The sequence below is a fragment of the Pseudomonas peradeniyensis genome (assembly GCF_014268935.2).
In the GTDB taxonomy this organism is placed as follows: Bacteria; Pseudomonadota; Gammaproteobacteria; order Pseudomonadales; family Pseudomonadaceae; genus Aquipseudomonas; species Aquipseudomonas peradeniyensis.
The window spans coordinates 1,379,165-1,398,227 of record NZ_JABWRJ020000001.1 but is presented as its reverse complement, the minus strand read 5'-3'; the positions used below and the strand labels follow the sequence as shown (position 1 = coordinate 1,398,227).

15 protein-coding genes are annotated in these 19,063 nt (G+C 65.8%); 12 read left to right on the top strand and 3 right to left on the bottom strand.

Features of this window, described 5'->3' with window-relative positions:
- Positions 1-86 precede the first annotated feature (86 nt).
- Positions 87-449: a fe2+ zn2+ uptake regulation protein gene (locus HU751_RS05965; protein WP_050706026.1), complete on the top strand. Its 363-nt coding sequence runs from the start codon at positions 87-89 to the stop codon at positions 447-449.
- Between the two features lie 36 nt (positions 450-485).
- On the opposite strand, the gene HU751_RS05960 is transcribed toward HU751_RS05965, so the two are convergent.
- Positions 486-674: a hypothetical protein gene (locus HU751_RS05960; RefSeq protein ID WP_011533313.1), complete on the bottom strand. Its 189-nt coding sequence runs from the start codon at positions 672-674 to the stop codon at positions 486-488.
- A 436-nt stretch (positions 675-1,110) separates the two neighbouring features.
- On the opposite strand from HU751_RS05960, the gene HU751_RS05955 reads away from it, so the two are divergent.
- From HU751_RS05955 to HU751_RS05905, 11 genes are all read left to right on the top strand, one after another.
- Positions 1,111-1,479, top strand: coding sequence for a Mor transcription activator family protein (locus HU751_RS05955; RefSeq protein ID WP_186714430.1), 369 nt, complete (start codon positions 1,111-1,113; stop codon positions 1,477-1,479).
- 42 nt (positions 1,480-1,521) lie between these two features.
- Positions 1,522-1,743 carry a hypothetical protein gene (locus tag HU751_RS05950; RefSeq protein ID WP_186733253.1) on the top strand — a complete coding sequence of 74 codons (222 nt, stop codon included), beginning with the start codon at positions 1,522-1,524 and terminating at the stop codon, positions 1,741-1,743.
- A 60-nt stretch (positions 1,744-1,803) separates the two neighbouring features.
- The gene (locus HU751_RS05945) at positions 1,804-3,678 is read left to right on the top strand and encodes a 3-dehydroquinate synthase (RefSeq protein ID WP_186733254.1); all 1,875 of its coding nucleotides are present in this window, start codon (positions 1,804-1,806) and stop codon (positions 3,676-3,678) included.
- The gene (locus HU751_RS05940; RefSeq protein WP_186733255.1) at positions 3,675-4,565 is read left to right on the top strand and encodes a UbiA family prenyltransferase; all 891 of its coding nucleotides are present in this window, start codon (positions 3,675-3,677) and stop codon (positions 4,563-4,565) included. The genes HU751_RS05945 and HU751_RS05940 overlap by 4 nt, the downstream gene beginning before the upstream one ends.
- On the top strand, positions 4,562-5,302 hold the full coding sequence (locus tag HU751_RS05935; protein ID WP_186733256.1) for an EboA domain-containing protein: 741 nt from the start codon (positions 4,562-4,564) through the stop codon (positions 5,300-5,302). The genes HU751_RS05940 and HU751_RS05935 overlap by 4 nt, the downstream gene beginning before the upstream one ends.
- A gap of 58 nt (positions 5,303-5,360) precedes the next feature.
- Positions 5,361-6,245 carry a TatD family hydrolase gene (locus HU751_RS05930; RefSeq protein ID WP_186733257.1) on the top strand — a complete coding sequence of 295 codons (885 nt, stop codon included), beginning with the start codon at positions 5,361-5,363 and terminating at the stop codon, positions 6,243-6,245.
- The gene (eboE, locus tag HU751_RS05925; RefSeq protein WP_186733258.1) at positions 6,242-7,477 is read left to right on the top strand and encodes a metabolite traffic protein EboE; all 1,236 of its coding nucleotides are present in this window, start codon (positions 6,242-6,244) and stop codon (positions 7,475-7,477) included. The genes HU751_RS05930 and eboE overlap by 4 nt, the downstream gene beginning before the upstream one ends.
- Positions 7,464-8,900, top strand: coding sequence for an alkaline phosphatase family protein (locus HU751_RS05920; RefSeq protein ID WP_186733259.1), 1,437 nt, complete (start codon positions 7,464-7,466; stop codon positions 8,898-8,900). The genes eboE and HU751_RS05920 overlap by 14 nt, the downstream gene beginning before the upstream one ends.
- Positions 8,879-10,033 (top strand): hypothetical protein, encoded by a 1,155-nt coding sequence (locus HU751_RS05915; RefSeq protein WP_186733260.1) that lies wholly within the window; start codon positions 8,879-8,881, stop codon positions 10,031-10,033. Before HU751_RS05920 ends, HU751_RS05915 begins: the two co-directional genes overlap by 22 nt.
- A 10-nt stretch (positions 10,034-10,043) precedes the next feature.
- The gene (locus tag HU751_RS05910; protein ID WP_186733261.1) at positions 10,044-12,440 is read left to right on the top strand and encodes a hypothetical protein; all 2,397 of its coding nucleotides are present in this window, start codon (positions 10,044-10,046) and stop codon (positions 12,438-12,440) included.
- 88 nt (positions 12,441-12,528) lie between these two features.
- Positions 12,529-13,584, top strand: coding sequence for a hypothetical protein (locus HU751_RS05905; RefSeq protein ID WP_186733262.1), 1,056 nt, complete (start codon positions 12,529-12,531; stop codon positions 13,582-13,584).
- 54 nt (positions 13,585-13,638) lie between these two features.
- On the opposite strand, the gene HU751_RS05900 is transcribed toward HU751_RS05905, so the two are convergent.
- Positions 13,639-17,313, bottom strand: coding sequence for a translocation/assembly module TamB domain-containing protein (locus HU751_RS05900; RefSeq protein ID WP_437181035.1), 3,675 nt, complete (start codon positions 17,311-17,313; stop codon positions 13,639-13,641).
- Positions 17,310-19,052 carry an autotransporter assembly complex protein TamA gene (locus tag HU751_RS05895; protein ID WP_186733264.1) on the bottom strand — a complete coding sequence of 581 codons (1,743 nt, stop codon included), beginning with the start codon at positions 19,050-19,052 and terminating at the stop codon, positions 17,310-17,312. Before HU751_RS05895 ends, HU751_RS05900 begins: the two co-directional genes overlap by 4 nt.
- Positions 19,053-19,063 lie beyond the last annotated feature (11 nt).

The window sequence follows — 19,063 nt, the reverse complement described above, 5'->3', positions numbered from 1 at the left end:
CGAGGGTTGCAGTTTTGTCGATCTCATTCGTCTTTAGATGTGAGGCACCCATGATTTCGGGACAGTCCACGAAAAGGAGCATTCACATGTACAACCCGCAACAATCGCTATCGGCGCCGCCCGCCCCAGGCCAGGCCGCCGCCCCCCAGGAGGAACGCGTGGGCAACGAACAGATCCGCGAGCTGCTGCGTGCCTATGGCCTGCGCACCAGCCTGATCCGCCTGAAGGTCATCGACGCGCTGCACACCGCCGGGCGCAGTGGCCGCAGCATTGGCGTGCGCGGCGTGCATGCGCAACTCGAGCAACTGGATATACCACTGTCGTTCCTGAGTGTGCGCGAGGTGCTCAAGCGCCTGTGCAGCGAAGGCGTCATCAGCCTGGGCAGCGACAAGTGCTACAGCCTCAACCCCCAGGCCCGGGCCGTGCTCGAGCAACCTGTCTCGCGTTGAGCGCCTGGCCGGCAAGGATATGCCGGCCCGCCCGTCTCAGGGCTTGACCTTGCGCCGCAGGATCCCGTTGATCACCACCACGACCACCGCGATGGCGATGGCGATGTACTGGAACGTCTGCTCGCTGATAGTGCCCTGCTTCTGCAGGTAGCTTAGGCCGAGCATGATCCCCAGGACCACCAGGATGATCAGGATCGAGTATTTGAGGCGCTGCACGTGGGTCATCGGAAATTCCTTGCGACATCGGGGACATGAGGCTCCAGCGGAGCCGACGCCATGATACCTCGCCCGCTTTTCCCCCGCTGAAGTTCCTGCCCGCCCCCTTTCCCTGCACATACCTCCTCACCCCAAAGACACCCGGGCGCGTCTGCGCGCGAACGTCTGGGTCACACACCCAAACCGCCATCATGGAACCCCTTCACTAGACGATTTGGGGCCTGTAGCTAAAGGGTGAAGGCGTTTCCTACTTCACGTTATCAGGCTGCCCGCAAACAACAGGCAGTTGCGGCTACAAGCTCCGGTCCGCTTCGCGCCTAGCGACCCTTTCCGCTGCTGTTCGAAAATCGGACCACGCCACTCGGACCGCCACCCGTGGCCGACCACGCCGCAGCCAACCGGGCCTCGGCGTCTGCCAAACCTACATGACGGAAGGAACCATTTCGTGGAAAAGCCAGACCTGAGCAATATCGACATCACCCAACTGCCTCAATCGCTGCAGGCGCTGATTGAGTGCATCGGCCTGGACAGCGCCTACCGCCTGACCTGCGCTTTCGGCGGACGCCCCAAGTACATTCCCAAGCACCGCGACCGCAGCAAGCTGGCCGATGTGCTGCCATCGCAGGCGCTCGACGCGTTGATCGAGCGCTACGCCGGTCTGGCCCTGGAAATCCCCAAGCCCGATCACTTCCAGCGCCAGCTGCGCAACCAGCAGATCCAGAAGGAAAGCGCCAGCGGGCTGTCGCGCAGCCTGCTGGCCAACAAGTACGGCCTGAGCCTGCGGCAGATCGGTAATATTCGCCGCCAGGCATAGTTTCTTCATTTTCGTTCATCCGCGCTGCTGGAGTGGCCAGCCATGGCGCTCGCCGTGCTGGCCCGCCATGAACCTGCGCGGTTGGAAAAAACGCCCGGCCGCGCCCTGCAGGCAGCGCTTGCGGTGCAACCGACATATGGAGAAGAAATCGTTCAATCCCGCCTTGCAAAAGCCTCGCGAGCGTCTAAGTTTTCGGAAACCGTCGAAGTAGCCATTAAAACAATATCACTCAGCCTGGAGCTTTTTATTCCGTCCAAGCATTAACACCCTGCTTTGAAAAACTGAAACGGAAATCAGTCATAACAATATCAAGAGGGATGCTTGATGAAGCGCGGCCAATGGCTTCGTGCGCTCTGCAACAAGGCGCCTGCCGAATATTTCTGGGTATCACTTGTTTGTTTCAGCGCACTGGTGGTCGCCAGCTTTCTGTTGTTCGAGCAACAAATCCAGGACTTCCTGGCCCACCTGGCGCTGTACCTGCCCGATACCCCCGCCCGCAAAGCCAACCTGGCCCTGCTGTTGATCGCCTTGCTGGCACTGGACGTCGTGCTGCCGGTGCCGTCGAGCGTGGTCGCGCTGCTCGCCGTGGCCGCCCTGGGCAGCATCGGTGGCTACCTGGTGATCTTCGTGGGCCTGTGCCTCGGCGCCTGGCTGGGTTATGCCCTGGGCGCCGGCTATTTGCGCGTGCTGTCCGGCCGCCTCGGCCTGCATCAGCGCAAACCCGGGCAGCTGGTGCAAAAGCTCGGCACCCTGTCGTTGGTCTGCCTGCGCGGTGTGCCGGTACTGGCGGAGACCTCGGTAGTCGCCGCCGGCATGCAGCGCTATCCGCTGCGCGCCTTCGTCCTGGTCACGACCCTGGCCAATATGGGCCTGGCCCTGGCCTATAGCGCCATCGGCAGCTTCCTCGTCGAGGAGAACGCGCTGCTGGTCACGCTCCTCGCCAGCATGGTCCTGCCGGGGCTTTTCATCGCCGCCTACAGCCTGTTCAGGAGGCTGCGCAAACCCGCCACGCCAGAGGTCCTGCACGGCCGCTTCGAGGTCAGCTACGACTATCCGGTGCGCTTTACCGATCATCTGTTCGACCTGGACAACCCCTGCCTGCACCAGCAGCTCACCGCCGGACAGCACGGCCGGGTGACAGTGCTGATCTTCGCCGACCAGCAATTGTTGCAGTGCAATCCGCATCTGCCCGGGCAGATCGAGGCCTGGTTCGCCAGCCATGCCCGCGACCTGCACCTGCAGGCCGCGCCGATCGCCGTGGCGGCTGGTGAGCTGAGCAAGACCGCGCAGGTACTCCAGCAGTTGTACGCCGATATGCTCAAGCACGGCCTCGACCGGCACTGCTACGTGCTGGCCATGGGCGGCGGCGCACTGCTGGATTCGGTGGGTTACGCCTGCGCCACCTTCCACCGCGGCATCCGCCTGATCCGCCTGCCGAGCACGGTGCTGGCGCAGAACGACGCCGGCATTGGCGTTAAGAACGGCATCAATGCCTTCGGCCAGAAAAACTTGCTGGGCGCCTTCTACCCCGCCACCGCCGTGATCAACGACTTCCAATTGCTGACCAGCCTCAGCCGCCGCGACCAGATCGCCGGCCTGGCCGAGGCAGTGAAGGTGGCGCTGATCAAGGACGCGGCGTTCTTCCAATGGATGGAAGAGCAGGCCACAGCCCTCGCCCGTTTCGATCATCCGGCCAGCCGCCATGCCATTTTCCGCTGCGCCCAACTGCACCTGGGGCATATCACCGGCGCCGGCGATCCGTTCGAGCGCGGCAACGGCCGGCCGCTGGACTACGGTCATTGGGCCGCGCACAAGCTGGAAAACCTTGGCCAGCACCGCTTGCGCCATGGCGAGGCGGTCGCCGTGGGCATGGCCCTCGACGCGTTCTATGCCAATGCCCTGGGGCTGTTGAGCGATACCGACAGTGAGCGGGTGGTGAGCCTCCTGCAAAAGCTCGGGTTCGATCTGTGCCCGACGGAACTGACCTTGAAAGACGGGTCGGGACGCTTCCAGGTGATGCTCGGGCTGGAGGAGTTCCGTCAACATCTGGGCGGCCAGCTGTCGATCCCCATGCTCAGCCGCATCGGCGCCTCAATCGACCTGCATGAAATCGATGACCATCTGATGCAGCAGGCCCTGCTGCGCCTCGCCAGCCTCGACGCGGCGCCCTTCGGCCTGAGCGAGGGTTGCGCGCAATGAGCCAGCCCCAGGCGAACCTCAAGACCTGGATGACCCTGGGCCGGGTCTCCAACCTGCCGACCGTGTGGACCAACGCCCTCGCCGCCGCCCTCCTGGCCAGCAGCACCGGCGCCCTGGCGCCACCGTCGGGGCTGGTGTGGGCACTGCTGCTGGTGACGCTGTCGCTGCTTTACCTGGCCGGCATGCTATTGAACGATCTGCTGGACGCCGACTGGGACCAGCGGCACAACAACCCCCGCCCGATTACCCTGGGCCTGGTCAGCTGCCGGCAAGTGCGGCTCGCGACCCTGCTCCTGCTGGCCCTGGCCGGTGCCTCGGCACTGGGCCTGAGCCAGTTGACCGAGCAGCCCCAGTGGTTGCTGGGCAGCATCACCCTGCTGGTCGGCTGCATCCTCGGCTACAACCTGCTGCATAAAAAGTACGTGCACAGCGTCTGGCTGATGGGTGCCTGCCGCTCGGCGCTGTACCTCACCGCAGCGGCCAGCCTGACGGTGCCGCCGGAACCCATCTGGCTCTGCGCCATCCTGCTTGGCGTGTACATCAGCGGGCTGACCTACCTGGCCAGCCAGGAGCACCGCAACCAGTTGCTCAGCCGCCTGCCCCTGCTGCTGATGCTGAGCCCCCTGGCTCTGGCGATCTACGCCGAGACCCTGTGGTTCTGGCCGCTGCTGATGCTCTGGCTGGGCTGGCTCGGTCGCCATTACTGGCTGCACCTGGCCAACCCGCAGCACTTGAAGGTCCGCGCCTTCATCGGTGCGGGCCTCGCCGCCCTGCCCCTGTTCGATGCCCTGGTGATGGCCGTGGCCAACCAGCCCCTGGGCAGCCTGTTCTGCGTGCTGATGTTTTTCCTGCTTCCCCACTTTCAACGCTGGATCAAACCGACATGAACATGGACGTCAGCGTGCCCCAGCCACGGCTGGCCGAACGCAGCCAGGCCCTGGGCCAACTGCTCGATGAAACTGAAAAACGCTGGTGGCAACAGGCCCAGGAACGCCTGCGGCAATCGCCGGACGCCAATACCGCCGCCATCCTCAGCAGCCAATGCAAGCGCCATCTGCGTGAACAGGCGGTGCCCGGTGCCGATGGCTGGAGCACCATCGAGCTGGCCCGCGCCTTGCTGCTGGCCCATGTCGTCGGCCTGCAACCCGGCGCGGCCCGCCCGGCGCTGCTGGAGCAATTGTTCCAATGGGGCGACGACCAGGAAAAGGCCGCCCTGCTCAAGGCCCTCGATGACCTCGACAGCGAGGGGCGCTGCCTCGAGCTGGCCCTGCTCGCCGGCCGCACCAGCAACCCGCGGGTGTTCGCCGCCCTGGCACTGGACACACCCTATGCCTCCCGCCACTACCCGGAGCGGGCCTTCCATCAACTGGTGCTCAAGGCGCTGGGTATGGGCCTGGATGCCGCACGGGTGATCGGCCTGGCGCAGCGCCAGGGTGCAACCCTCAACCAGCTGGCCCTCGACCTGATGGACGAACAGCTCGCCGCCGGGCGCCCGGTATCGCCCGGCCTGCCCCGGTTGATCGCCTTCGGCCTGCTCAGCCCGCCGCAGCGCAAGCGCCTGGCAGACCTGTACCAGCAGCAACGCTTGCCGACGCAGTGGCACGAGCACCTCTTCGGCAGCTGACCGATCCACCGCTGGCCCCGCACAACCGACATCTCCTTGCCCTTGATGAGGATTCACCATGCCCACGTATTTCGACCCGCACATTCATATGGTCAGCCGCACCACCGACGACTACCAGAATATGGCGGCCGCCGGCATCACCGGGGTGATCGAGCCGGCGTTCTGGCAGGGCCAGGCGCGGACCAGCGTCGGCAGCTTCGTCGACTACTTCGACACCCTGCTGGGCTGGGAGCGCTTTCGCGCCAGCATGTTCGGCATCCACCACTTCTGCACCCTCGGCATCAACCCCAAGGAAGCCAATAACCTGCGGCTGGCCGAGGAAGTGCTGGAGATCCTGCCGCGCTACCTGGTCAAGGATGGCGTGGTGGCGGTCGGCGAAATCGGCTACGACGACATCACCCCGGAAGAAGACCGCTTCCTGGCCCTGCAGATGGAGCTGGCCAAGCAGTTCAAACTACCGGTCCTGGTGCACACCCCGCACCGCGACAAGATCGGCGGCACCAAGCGCACCCTGGCGGTGATCCGCGAAGTCGGCATCCCCGAGCACCTGGTGGTGATCGATCACCTCAACGAGCTGACCCTGCCCCTGGTGCTGGAGACCGACTGCTGGCGCGGCCATTCGGTCTATCCCAATACCAAGATGTCGGAGCAGCGCATGGTCGCCCTGCTGCAGCAGTACGGCACGGAGAAAATGATCGTCAACAGCGCCGCCGACTGGGGCGTCAGCGACCCGCTGAAAGTGCCGAAGACCGGCCAGGCCATGCGCGAAGCCGGCTTCAGCGAGGCCCAGGTCGAGCAGGTGCTGTTCCATAACCCGGTCGATTTCTTCGCCCAGAGCGGCCAGCTGGACAAGGCCCTGGTCAGCACGCCATTGCCGATCGACCAGCGCAAGACCTGGCAGGAAAACTCTGCCCTGCGCGGCCAGGACCCGGTGATCAAATGAGCGCCGCCCTGTGCTGGACGCCTACCCAGCTCGGTTACTGCAGCAATGTGCATCCGACCCGCGACCTGGCCGGGCTGCGCGCCTCGATCGAGCGCCACTTCCAGGGTGTGCGCCACCTGCGCGGCCTGCGCGAACAGGACAGCGGCCTGTGGATCTGCGCCCGTGCCGCCAGTGAGTTGCAGGATGCGTCGGCACGCGGCCGGTTCCTAGACCTGCTGCAGGACACCGGGCTGCGCCTTACCTCGTTGAACGGTTTTCCCTATGGCGAATTCCATGAGGGCGCGGTGAAGGCCGAGGTCTACCTGCCCGACTGGTCCATGCCCGAGCGCCTGACCTACAGCCTGAACCTCGCGCGGATCCTGGCGCAGGCCTTGCCGGCGGACTGCCGGCAAGGGGTGATTTCCAGCGTGCCCCTGGGCTACGCCGCCAGCTGGAGTCCGGCCAAACAGCAGCGTGCCGAACAGCAGCTCGGCCAGCTCACCGCCGGGCTGGCCGAGCTGCATCGCGAGAGCGGCCGGAAGGTGGTGTTCTGCCTGGAGATGGAGCCGGACTGCGTACTGGAAAACACCGACCAGGCCATCGCCTTCTTTGCCCATTGGCAAGCCAGCGATCCGTACCATGAGTACCTGGCCCTGTGCTTCGACGTCTGCCATCAGGCCGTGATGTTCGAGGACTGCTATCGCTCGCTGGAGCGCCTGCGCCTGGCCGGGGTACCGATCGGCAAGATCCAGCTGTCCAACGCCATGATCTGTCGCCTGCCGGTCGATGACCCGCAGCGTTTCGCGCAGGTCCTCGACGTGCTCAGGCAGTTCTGCGAAGCCACCTACCTGCATCAGGTCAAGGCGCGGGACCATCAGGGCCGCCTGATGGCCTGGGCCGACCTGCCTGGCGCACTGGCCGACTGCGCCCGTGATCCCGGACGCCATGGTGAGTTGCGGATTCACTTCCACGTCCCGCTGTTCAGCGAGCAGCTTCTGCTGCCCGAACTCAGCGGCAGCCAGGTCGCACTGGGGCAGACCTTCGACTATCTGGCCGCCCACGGCGACCTGCGCCCGGTGCTGGAGGTGGAAACCTACAGCTGGGGCGTCCTCCCCGCACAACTGCGGCCGGGCAATGAGCAGGAGCAACTGCGCGGCATCGCCGCCGAATTGCACTGGGTCGAGGCCCAGCTGCGCCAGCGTCGCCTGCTGCACGCGCCAATACACGAGGGGCATGCCGATGCCTGCCCGTAGACCCCTGCTGCTGATCAACGTGGTCGGCCTGACTCCCTCGCTGCTGGGCGCGAACACGCCGCATATCAACGAACTGCTGAAAACCGCGCAGATGGCCAGCCTGCAACCATCGTTCCCGGCGGTGACCTCCACGGTGCAAGCCTCGATCCTGACCGGGGCACCGCCGTCGCAGCACGGTATCGTCGGTAACGGCTGGTATTTCCGCGACCAGGCCGAGGTGCGCTTCTGGCTGCAACCCAACGCGCTGATCCAGGGCGAGAAGGTCTGGGACACGCTCAAGCGCGAGCTGCCCGGGTTTCGCTGCAGCCAGTTGTTCTGGTGGTACAACATGTACGCCAACGTCGATGCCTCGATCACCCCGCGCCCGCATTACCCGGCCGACGGGCGCAAGCTCTTCGGGCTGTATTCGTCGCCGCCAGGCCTGCACGAACGGATCGAAGCGCAGATCGGCGAGTTCCCCTTCCCCGGCTTCTGGGGGCCGGCGGCGGGCATCGCCTCGAGCCGCTGGATCGTCGATTGCGCCCTGCTCGAATTCCAGCTCAATCGCCCCGACCTGCAACTGGTCTACCTACCCCACCTCGACTACAGCCTGCAGAGGGTCGGCCCCGAGCACCCGTCGATCGCCGCTGAGGTGCGGGCCATCGACCATGAAGTCGGACGCCTGCTGAGCTTCGCCCGGGACCAGGGCGCGGCGGTGATGCTGCTGTCGGAGTACGGCATCGAGGCGGTCGGGCAATCGGTGTCCATCAACCGCGTACTGCGCGAGCAAGGCTTGTTGCAGGTGCGCCAGTCGCTGACCTGGGAACTGCTCGACCCCGGTGCCAGCGCGGCCTTCGCGGTGGCCGATCACCAGATCGCCCATGTCTACGTCAGGCGCGAGGAGGATGTTCCGCGCATCAAGGCCCTGCTGCTGCGCCAGCCCGGCATCGAGCAGGTGCTGGACCGGGCCGGGCAGCGCACCTGGCAACTGGACCATCCGCGCAGCGGCGAGCTGGTGGCGCTGGCCGCCCCGGGATTCTGGTTCGATTACTACTACTGGTTCGACGAGCGCAAGGCGCCGGACTTCGCCCGCACCGTGGACATCCACCGCAAGCCCGGCTACGACCCGGTGGAGCTGTTCGTCGACCCGGCCATCCGCTTCCCCAGGTTGAAGGTGGCGCGCCGTCTGCTGCAGAAGAAGCTCGGCATGCGCTACTACATGGACCTGATCCCGCTGGACAGCGGCCTGGTCCGTGGCAGTCACGGCCGCCCGCCCGCCAGCGAGCAGACAGGCCCGTTGCTGATCACCGATTGCGACGTACCGCTGCCGCGGAGCATTGCGGCAACGGCGGTCAAGCACCTGCTGCTTCTGCATTTCCTGGAGCAGAACCAACATGACCTGGCCAATGCCAAGGAGCACACATGCGGCGAGCCATCACGATAACCGTTCTCAGTACACTGGCCGGACTGGCCCAGGCTGACAACACCAACACCTTCAGTTGCAGCAACTTCCTGACCTTCAACGGCAATCAGGCGCAGGCCCAGGCCCTGCTCGAGACGAGCAAGGAAACCCTGAGCTGGAACTGGTTCAACTGCCTGAACCAGCTGGCGCCGAACGGTCTCGACCGGGTCTGGGAAACCATGAAGCCGTCGGACCAGGTGTACCTGGCCGATGGTTCCAAACCCACGCCCTACGGCACGCCCTTCACCCCTCCGGAGGACGTGACGAAACAGGCCGCCACGATTCCCGGGATGAACCTCAAGCGCGCCTTCCACAACCTCAACGCCACCCAGCAGGTCGATGGCCTGTCCCTGGAAATGGGCGGAGCGGTACCGGAGTCGCAACGCGGCAAGCCCGTGCGCTTCCAGTTGCTGATGGGCGAGTCCACCTTCAACTACATCGTCGACCAGGGCGTCTACAACATGAATGGCCAGGACGCCCTCACCACCGGCCTGGACTTCCCGGCCACCGCCTGGGAAGTGAAAGCCGGCTGGTTGTGGATCGGCAGCGACGCCACCTACCAGGCGCAACTGGAGAAGGACGGCTACTACATCGCCCAGGCCTACTACCAAAACAAGGACGGCACCTACGAGGTCGGCTACGCCGCGCTCACGGCCCTGCACGTGATCAACAAGCTGGTCACCGGCTGGGTCTGGACCACCTTCGAGAACGTCAACAATCACCTGTACACCGTGACCAATGCCGTGCCGTCCCAGCCGATGACCAACAGCACCGGGCCGACGCCGGCGGCGGTCCCGGTCAACGCGCAGTTCCAGGGCTGGTACGGGGATCTGTCGCGCTACGAATTGATCGGTACGCAACTGCAGACAAGTCCCACGCTGCTGGCCAATTCCCAGCTGGAGTCGGCCTTCCAGACCCAGTCCTCGTGCTTTGCCTGCCACGGCACGGCGGCCTATTCGAAGAGCGACGGCTACTTCAACTTCGCCCAGGGCGGCGAGGCCGGCCAGGGTGGCATCGTCTACCCGACCGAGCCGGTGCCCGCGTCCGAGTTCAAGGGCTACAACAAACTCGATTTTGTCTGGTCGCTGAAGCGCGCCCAGTGGCAGCGTCCTTGAGGAGCATGACATGAGCGTACTGAACTTCCCCCGCATCTACATGAAAGGCCACATGTTCTGGAACCCGCCAACGGGTAACAACAACGATATGTTCCCGCTGTACGACGCGGTGAACATGGAGATGAACTGGCGCTTCCTCCAGCACTACAACATCAACAGGGACAATGCCGGCGACCTTCTGCTGAACTGGATGATCACGCCCCGGGCGCTGCACGAGGCGCCGGACTACGTCACCCAGGCGCCGCCCAACGCGCCGTCCCCGCGCAATCGCTATCCCGTCATGATGCCCGCCGAGTGGGATCTGTTCGGCGACAACGGCTGCGGCACCGTCACCTACAAAGAGACCACCTCCACCATCATCGGCGGCGAACTGCCCACCGGTGGCTATGTCAAGAGCGACCCGCTGATCACCCTGCCCTACAACCTGTACGGCAACCCGTTCGGCAGCACCAACCCGAGCCCGGCGCGCTTCGTCGACGTCAGCCCCTGGCAGAACACCTTCACCGCGCTGTACTTCGACAGGCTGGTCCTGGGCGACGACACCTGCGGCCTGACCGCCAAGCGGCAGTTCCGCATGCTCGATCGCTTCCTCAACTTCAACTGGGGCGCGTTCGGCGGGCTGAACTATGTCACCACCACCTGGCAGACCTGCTTCCCGAAAGAAAACTTGAGCTGGGTGGTCGGCGATTCGGCGCTGCTGAAGAACCTCCAGGCGCAACTGGACGCGCCGGGTGTGCAGGGCCTGATGTTCCGTTTCTGCACCTACCTGACCTTCTACGACAAGAACGGCGTGTTCAACGACCAGCCCCCCATCAGTGCCAAATCCCAGAGCCCGATGGACATGGCCAGGGTCCAGACGCTGTACCAGAAAGGCCTGAGCAATCCCGCGGACATCTTCTTCAACCCGGCCTACAGCTGCACCTCCGGTGTCCTCGGCCTGTGGCTCGATGACGAATACCCGACCGCTCCGGCCGGCGTGCGCCTGGTGCCTGACGTTGCCGTGGCCGTGCCCCCGCAGTACAACTTCGAGTCTCCGCCCGTCGTACAGCTGGGTGTCGTCTCGGCGCAGGTTCACGACAGCATCCTGTCGCTGGACCTGATGAATACCTTCCCGTTCAAACCCGCCACACCGCAAGTGGGTCAAAATCCCGATATACCGACGGCGGAAAAACTCGATCTCGGCAGCTTCGACGTGGGCATCGACCAAAGCGGTACGTTCGTCCCGGTGACCAGCTTCACCTACGCGGACTACCAGCAGAGCATGTTCGAGCAGCGCTCGGGCATCCTTGACCTGCTGCTCACCGAGAGCCAGCAGGCGCAGTTGACCAGCGGCGCACCGCTGGCGCTGCAACAGCAGGCGACCGGGATCCCGACCTCCACGCAGGCGACCTGGACCGCCGAAGTGATCCAGAGCGGCAGTTTCATCGACGTGGGCGAAACCAGGACCCTGCAGATCATGGTGCAGAAGAACGGCGTGCCGGCGAAGAACACCAACCTGCTGGTGGCGGAATACAACAACCCCTATCTGCTGGGCACCTCCAGCTACTACCTGGGTTTCAGCAACAATCCGGACTTTACCCTGTTCAAGGACTTCCCGGCTGATCGCACGCAGAACACCGAAGTCTGGCCGCAGTTCGTCGGTGCTCCCGAGGTCGCTGCCATGGCCACCGAGGGCGCGGGACGCAAGCTGGTGGGCTTGCGCAGCGAGGTGGCGACCGAGGGCGGGACGCAGGTGACGTACCAGCAGTACAAGACCACCCCCGCTGGCATATCGCTGGGCGCCTGCCTGGTCCTCGAGGGCGCCAAGATGGCCAGCCGAGACCTGCAGGAGCCGGCGAACGAACAGGTGACCTACAACTACCTGCAGATCACCACCGACGACAACGGCATCGCCAGCGTGACGGTCACCGGCAAGCTTCCCGGCTTCCCGACCTTGCGTTTCTTCCCCAACGAGGATGGCAAGGCCGATATCGTCTTCAGCTTCAACTACCTGGGCGCCTATGTGGACTTCCTCGCGCCGCTGCGGGTGCTGCCGGAGGAACCCACGCTGAAGCAGGAGTTCGTCGACCAATGGAACAAGGTCTATTCGAAACCCGACTCGGGACAACTGATCTGGGACAGCTTCATCTACCCGAGGATCTTCGAGCCCTACTACTACCTGTACCCGATCATGGGCAAGTACATGCCGCTCAATGACCTGTCGCGCATCGAAGGCGCGGTGGACCAGCTCACCCGCCTGATCAGCAAGGCGTACCAGGAAGAAAGCACCGTGGCCATGCCGATCACCCGGGACATGCCGCAAAGCCGTCGATCGGTGCTCGAGCTCTGGGCGCAGAAGCTGGTGCAACTGAAGTACCCACCGAAGCAGCTGAGCATGGATGACTATAACCATCTGAAGATCAACTGAGGCACGGGCGCCGGGTGGCAGTGATGTCGCCCGGCGCTTTTCATGGTTCAGGGAACAAGGCCCGAGCCCCCCGCGACAGGAAGGATCCATGCCAACAACACTGCATATTCCGCAACACCCCCGCGAAACCCTGCGCCCCTCCTCGATCATCGCCGAAGGCCTGCTCAACCCCCGCGGCGTCCACGCCGAGGACAACGGCAGCCTGCTGCTGGTCGAAGCCGGCAGCGGCCTGCCCGGCGACCCGTTCACAGGACGGATCAGCCGCCTGCCTGTCGACCCGGGCAAGCCAGGCGCGTACCTGCCCCGCGAAACCCTCGCCCAGGGTTTCCGTGCCATGAACATGCAGGCGCGCATGCTGCGCGACGAGATCATGGGCCTGTCGGACATCGCCTTTGGCGACGGTCGCTACCTCGTCAGCCAGACCGATTACGTCGCAGGCTCGAAACTCCTCGACCTGCAATACAGCCCGCCGGAGCCTGTGTGTCACAGCCAGGGCAATCTCAATGCCCTGTGCTATCACCCCGGCCGGCGCAGCTGGCTGGCGGTCAAGCCGGATACCAACGAGTTGGTGGAGTTGCGCCCCGGCGCACCAGAACAGGTGCTGGTGCACCTGCCGAACCTGGCGCAGAACCAGGAGGCCGTGCCTGTCACCCTGGTATACGAGCCGGCTACCGGAGCGGTACTGGTCAGCCTGTTCTCCGGCGAGCTGCATGGCGATCCGGCGCGCAAGGGCGTGGACTTCGCCGACAAGGCCGGCCAGGTGGTCCGGGTCTGGCCGGACAGCGGGCGCCTCGAGGTGCTGATCGACGGCCTGCAACTGCCCACCGGCCTGGCCCTGGACGCACAGGGCAACGTGCTGGTCCTGGAACTCTGCGCCAGCCTGCAGCAACCCCTGCGCGCCGAATGGAACGGCGAGGCGCTGCACGGCGGCTTCACCCGCTTCAGCGGACGTTTGCTGCATTGCGACCTGCACAGCGGCCTGGTGAGCATTTTGGCCCGCGAGCTGGATACACCGTCGAACCTGTGCCTGGTGGAAGATGCGGTGGTGATCAGCGAAGGCATGGGCCTGTCGGGCCGTCCGCTGCCGACGCCCGATGGCCGAGTGGTGCCACTGGGCGGGCGTTTGCGCCGGGTAGTGCTCTGACGCCCGACAACGCGGCCCCTGTGGGAGCCGGCGTTGCCGCTACCGAGTGCCAGCTCAGAAATCGCGCTTGTAGAAGATATCCAGCGAACTGGCCAGGCCGCTGGCGGCCTCGAGGTAGACCTTCTTGCTGAGCTTGTAGCGCAAGGCGATGGTGTTGGCCGGCTCGAACACGCCGACGCCATAGCGCAGGCTAAGCCGCTCGGTAAGATTGCCGCTGGCCACCACGCTGGTCTTGTTGCCCGTGCCCTGGGTGTCGAGCTGGAAGTCGTCGATGCCCAGGTTCGAGGCCAGGCCGCCGGTCAGGCCGGCGCTGCCCATCAGGCCCAGGCCCAGCGCCGCCTCGGCAAGCATGTTGTTGTCCTCGCCAGAGCTGTTCAGCGGCCGACCCAGCACCAGGTAGGACAATGCCTGCTCCTGGCTCATCGCAGGCTCCGAGAACACCTTGGTGGTCGGCTGCTCAGCGCTGCCGCTCAGGCGGATGCCGGCAATCACGTCATCGACCTGGCGGATGGCCTCGATGTCCAGGTACGGCTGGTCGATGGGCCCGGCGAACAACAGGCGCGCGCGGCGGATGGTCAGGTTCTGCCCATACTGCCGATAGCGCCCGTCGGCCAGGCTCAGTTCGCCGCGGGTGTCGAGGTTGTCGCCGATATGTACATGGCCCAGCAGATTGGCGGTAAGGCCGAAGCCCTTGAACGACAGTTTTTCGCTGCCGACCTCGACATCGATGTCCATGGCCACCGCCATCGGCGGCTTGCCCTGCTCGGTCTGGTGGCCGACGATCACCGTGTCATCCGAGACCTTGACCGTCGACGGCGGCAACTCGCGCACGGTGATCTTGCCCTTGGGCACCAGCACCTTGCCGGTGACCGCCAGGCGGTCGTCCAGCAGGCGGATGGTCAGGTCGGGCGCCACCTCCAATGCCGCGTACGGCTCGACACTGACCGGCAGTTGCTGGCCCTGCAGGCGCAGGTCCATGCCCAGCGCCTGCCCCCAGGTCAGGTGACCGGCCAGTTGCCCACGACCGGCAGCGCCGCTGCGCCAGTTGCCGTTCAACTGCACCTGCTCGCCGGCAATCAGTGCCTGCAGCGACAGGTCCTCGAGGCTGACCGGCAGCTCCGCGCCGCTGACTTCGCCGCCGCTCAAGGCCAGGTTGCCATTGACCTGGGGCACCAGCAGGCTGCCCGACAGGCGCCCGCTGCCGTTGAGCTGGCCGGCCAGGCGCTCGACCATCGGCAGGAACGGGCGGATGATCGACAGATCGAGCCCGGCCAAGCGGAAGTCGCCGGACAACGGCTTGTTGCGGCCCAGCGGGTCGATGCGGGCATTCAGGCTCAGCTCGCCCAGGCGCTCGCCACGGAAATCCACGCGGGTGTCGACCCGGCGCGGCGCCAGGGTGCTGTCCAGGCGCAACACCTGGTAGGGGAAGTCGATCCAGCGATCCTTGTCACGCACCCGCAGGGTACCGCCGCCGGCATCGATGCGAATGCTGCCCTTGGGCCCGCTGGCGGGGATGTCGAGGTTGATGTCGGCATTGAGCAGGCCCTGCCAGGCGAAGTCCTTGGGCAGCCACTGGGCCAGGCTGTCCAGGGGGAACTGCTTGAGGTGGTAGCGCAGGCGCGGCTCCGGCGCCAGGCGCTGGTCCTCGCCGCACAGGCTGGCCTGGCCGGAGCGCCAGCAGTGGGCACCGAAGTCGAGCTGGCCGCTGGCCAGGCGTTGCAGGCGCGCCGGTGCCTGCAGCTGCCAATCCTGGCCGCCGGCCTGGATGCGCCCGCTGGCCAGGCGGCCACGCCAGTCGCCCTTGTTCAGCGCACCGTCCAGCGCCAGGTCGAGCTTGAGTTGCGGGCCATCAAGGGCTAGCGTCGCGACCTGCTGGCGGATATCACCCTTGCCTTGCACGTCGAGGTTGCCCAGGGCGGTGTCCCCCAGGCGGATCCCGCCGGCCTTGAGCGTCAGCTGGCCGCGCTGGGCGTTGTCCAGTCGCGCATCGAGGTCCAGGCGCTGTACACGGTTGTCAGCCTGGCCCAGTTGCTGGCCCTGCAGGGCCAGGGTGCCCTGGGGCGCAGCCAGGGTACCAGCCAGGTCCAGACGGCCCTTGGCCTGCCCTTGCAGTTGCGGCCAGAGCTGGCCCAGGCGCGGCAGGTCGAGGTCGATGCGCCCGGCCAGGCGCTGCTGCAGGCTGGCGCTGCCGCTGATGCGGTTGTCACCCAGTTGCACCGCCAGGCTGCCCAGGGTCCAGCGCTCGCCGGCGCCCTCGGCGTCGACCTTGACCAGCGCCGGCTGGCCGCGCAGACGCCCCTTGAGGTCCAGTTGCGCCTTGAGCGCCAGTTGCTCGTGCTTGAACTCGCCCTGGCTGCGCAGCGGCCCGGCCAGGGTACCCGGCAGCTCCGCCAGCCAATAGGCCGGATCCAGCGCCGACAATTGCAGGTCGACATCCCAGGCCAAGGTGTCGGCGAAGCGCAAGGCGACACTGCCCGCGGCCTTGCCCTGCCCCGCGCTGAGCAGCAACTGCGGCAGGCGTACCTGGCCCAGGTCGCCCTCGAACGGGCTGGCCAGGCTGAAAGCGCCCGCCGGGCCGTCCAGGTCGCCGTTGAATGTGCCCTTGTAGTTGCCGTCGCGGTACTGCACCTGGGCGTTGAAGCGCTTGAGGGTGACCTGGGGCGGCTGTTCCAACGGATACAGGCGCAACCAGGGGAAGTCCAGCCAGTCGAGGCTGGCCTCGGCGCTCAAGCCCTGCTGCCAGTCGGCGCTGGCCTGCAGCTTGAGCCGCTGCGTGTCGCTGGCGTTGAGGTCCAGCGCATCGACCCGGGCGCCCTTGGCGTCCACCTTGCCGGCCAGCACCAGGCCCACCGGCCCTTGCTCGGCGGGCAAGGTGGCCGAGCCTGAGAGTTGGTAGCCCTTGAGCAGGTCGCCCTGGGCATCGAGCTTGAGCTGGTTCAGTTGCAGGGTGTCGGGCAACTCGCCGGCGGGCTTGAAGGCCTCCGAGCGGATGCTCAGTCGGGCCGGCAGGTGTTCGGCCAGGGCCTGCAATTCGCCGTTCAGCCGGGCGTCCAGGTAACCGCTGCTGGTGGCCTCGATGACGAGGGTCTTCTGCAGCTCGCCCTTGGCGTTCAGCGCCAGCTGCCACGGCTTGCCATCCACCGTCGGCAGTTGCAGCGTGCCTTGCAGTTGCAGCGGCCAGTCCCCCTGGGGCGTCAGGTCGCCTTGAACGTCCAGGTGCAGATCGTCGCGGCGCAGTTGCAGGCTGTCCACCCGAAGGCCGCTCGCGGTCCAGTGCGCGGCCAGGCTCAGGTCACCCAGCAGGTCGCTGCCATCCAGGCGCAACTGGCCCACCTTGACCTCGCCCAGTTCGATGGCCAGTGGCAGGTTCAGCGCCGGCAATTGCAGTGGGCCGCTGTCGGGGCTGTCCTCACCCGGCGCGAAGGCCATGTCGATGCGTTCGGCCTGCAGGCGCTCGATGCACAATGTGGCACGCAGCAGGCAGGCCGGCGACCAGGCCAATTGTGGCGCCAGCAGCTCGACCCGATCGTCGCCGGCGGACCAGCGCAGTAGGCCAGCCTGCCAGCTGCCGCCAAGGCGCCCGGTAAAATCGCTGACCTCGAGCCCCGGCACCCGCGCCAGCGCCCAGCGGCTGCCCGCCTGGGTGCCGAGCACCAGCGCCAACGCCAGGACGACCAGCAGCAGCAGGCCCGCCAGCACCAGCAGGATCGGTTTGAACACACGCATCACAGCTCGGGCCCCATGGAGAAGTGCAAGCGAAAACCACCGTCATCATCCAACGCGCGGGCCAGGTCCAGCCGCAGCGGCCCGACCGGCGACACCCAGCGCACACCGATGCCGACACCGGTCTTGAGGCTGGGGAACTCCAGCGAATTGAACGAGTTGCCCTGGTCGACGAAGGTCGCCAGGCGCCATTTTTCCGCGATCGAGTACTGGTACTCGGCGCTGCCGGCCACCAGGTAGCGGCCGCCGATGCGGTCGCCCTGGTTGTTCTTTGGCGACAGCGACTGGTAGTCGTAGCCGCGCACGCTCTGGTCGCCACCGGCGAAGAAGCGCAGCGACGGCGGGATGTTCTGCTGGTAGCCGTTGGTGGCGCTGCCGCCGAACTGCACGCGACCAAGGAAGCGATGGTTCTGGCCCAGGGTGGTCAAGCCCTTGAGCAACACGTTGCCGTGGATCAGGTTGGTGTCCGAGCCCAGGCCTTCCTTGGCCGCCTGCAAGTCGAACTGCAGGCGGTAGCCGTTATGCGGGTCGATGCGGTTGTCGCTGCGCAGGTACGAGAAGCTGACGCCCGGCATCAGCAGGTTGCTCAGGCCCGAGTCGTCGCCCAGGCGGTATTCCTCGCGCTGGTACTTGAGCGAGATCACCCGTTGCCAGCCGCTGGGCAGCTTGCTGTGCCACTCGGGGCCGACGGTGAGCAGCTTGCTCAGGGTGTCGGTGCCGGAAATCTCCTCGTTCTGGTAGCCGCCAGCGAAGCGCAGCTTGTCGGTGAGCGGCGGGTCGAGCGGGATGTCGTACCACAGCCCGACGTTCTGCCGGGGCGCCGACAGCTCGGTTTCCCAACCATAGCTGTGCCCTTGCGGGTTGACCCAGTGGCGGGTCCAGTTGGCCTTGCCGCGCGGCCCGACGTCGGTGGAAAAGCCCAGGCCCAGGCCCAAGGTACGCGGCTTGCGGGTATCGAGGCGCACGTCCACCGGGATGTCCTCGCCCACCGCGGCGGTGGGTGCGGCGTCGACCCGCACGCTGTCGAAATAGCCGCTTGATTGCAGGTCGTTGTTGAGTTCGGCGATCAGTTCCGAGTCGTAGGGGGTGCCGGGCTTGAACGACACCATGCGCTGCAGCAGGTCGTTGTCCAGCGGCGCGTCGCCGCCGAAGGTCACCGCGCCCAGGCGGTAGCGCGGGCCGCTCTGGTAGACCAGCTCGATATCGGCCACGCCGGCCTGCGGGTCCACTGCCAGGCGCTGGCGCTCGAAACGGCCGGCGAAGAAGCCGTAGCGCGACGCCTGGTTCTGGATCAGCCGCTTGGCATCCTCGTAGATGCCGTGGTTGAGCTGCTCGCCCGGGCGCAGCGCCTTGCTGTCGGGGATGCGAAAGGCCTTGAGTTCGCTGGCCGGCCCGTCGATGCGCACGGTCACGTTACGCAGGCGCACAGGCTCCCCGGGCTCGACCCGGATGATCAGTTGCGCGGGTTTGTCCTTGTCGCTGGCGGGCTTGACCTCGGTCTCGACCCGCGCCTGGTAGTAGCCCAGAGCCTGGGCGGCCTTGCGCGTCTGCTCCTCGGCGCCCCGGCTGAAGCGCAACAGGGCTTCTTCGTCGCGCTCGCCCAGACTGCCGATATACCCTTCGATATTGGACTTGAGCGCCTTGTTGGCGGGTTTGACCCGCACCAGCAATTCGCTCTGCGCCCATGCCATGGAGCTGGCGGCCAGCAACAGCAGGCCCCAGCCAAGTCTTCCTGAATACGTCATGCGCGGCATGC

Coding starts and splice junctions, on each gene's coding strand:
- HU751_RS05965 (WP_050706026.1), top strand. CDS start 87: ATGTACAACCCGCAACAATCGCTATCGGCGCCGCCCGCCCCAGGCCAG.
- HU751_RS05960 (WP_011533313.1), bottom strand. CDS start 674: ATGACCCACGTGCAGCGCCTCAAATACTCGATCCTGATCATCCTGGTG.
- HU751_RS05950 (WP_186733253.1), top strand. CDS start 1,522: ATGGCGCTCGCCGTGCTGGCCCGCCATGAACCTGCGCGGTTGGAAAAA.
- HU751_RS05945 (WP_186733254.1), top strand. CDS start 1,804: ATGAAGCGCGGCCAATGGCTTCGTGCGCTCTGCAACAAGGCGCCTGCC.
- HU751_RS05940 (WP_186733255.1), top strand. CDS start 3,675: ATGAGCCAGCCCCAGGCGAACCTCAAGACCTGGATGACCCTGGGCCGG.
- HU751_RS05935 (WP_186733256.1), top strand. CDS start 4,562: ATGAACATGGACGTCAGCGTGCCCCAGCCACGGCTGGCCGAACGCAGC.
- HU751_RS05930 (WP_186733257.1), top strand. CDS start 5,361: ATGCCCACGTATTTCGACCCGCACATTCATATGGTCAGCCGCACCACC.
- eboE (WP_186733258.1), top strand. CDS start 6,242: ATGAGCGCCGCCCTGTGCTGGACGCCTACCCAGCTCGGTTACTGCAGC.
- HU751_RS05920 (WP_186733259.1), top strand. CDS start 7,464: ATGCCTGCCCGTAGACCCCTGCTGCTGATCAACGTGGTCGGCCTGACT.
- HU751_RS05915 (WP_186733260.1), top strand. CDS start 8,879: ATGCGGCGAGCCATCACGATAACCGTTCTCAGTACACTGGCCGGACTG.
- HU751_RS05910 (WP_186733261.1), top strand. CDS start 10,044: ATGAGCGTACTGAACTTCCCCCGCATCTACATGAAAGGCCACATGTTC.
- HU751_RS05905 (WP_186733262.1), top strand. CDS start 12,529: ATGCCAACAACACTGCATATTCCGCAACACCCCCGCGAAACCCTGCGC.
- HU751_RS05895 (WP_186733264.1), bottom strand. CDS start 19,052: ATGACGTATTCAGGAAGACTTGGCTGGGGCCTGCTGTTGCTGGCCGCC.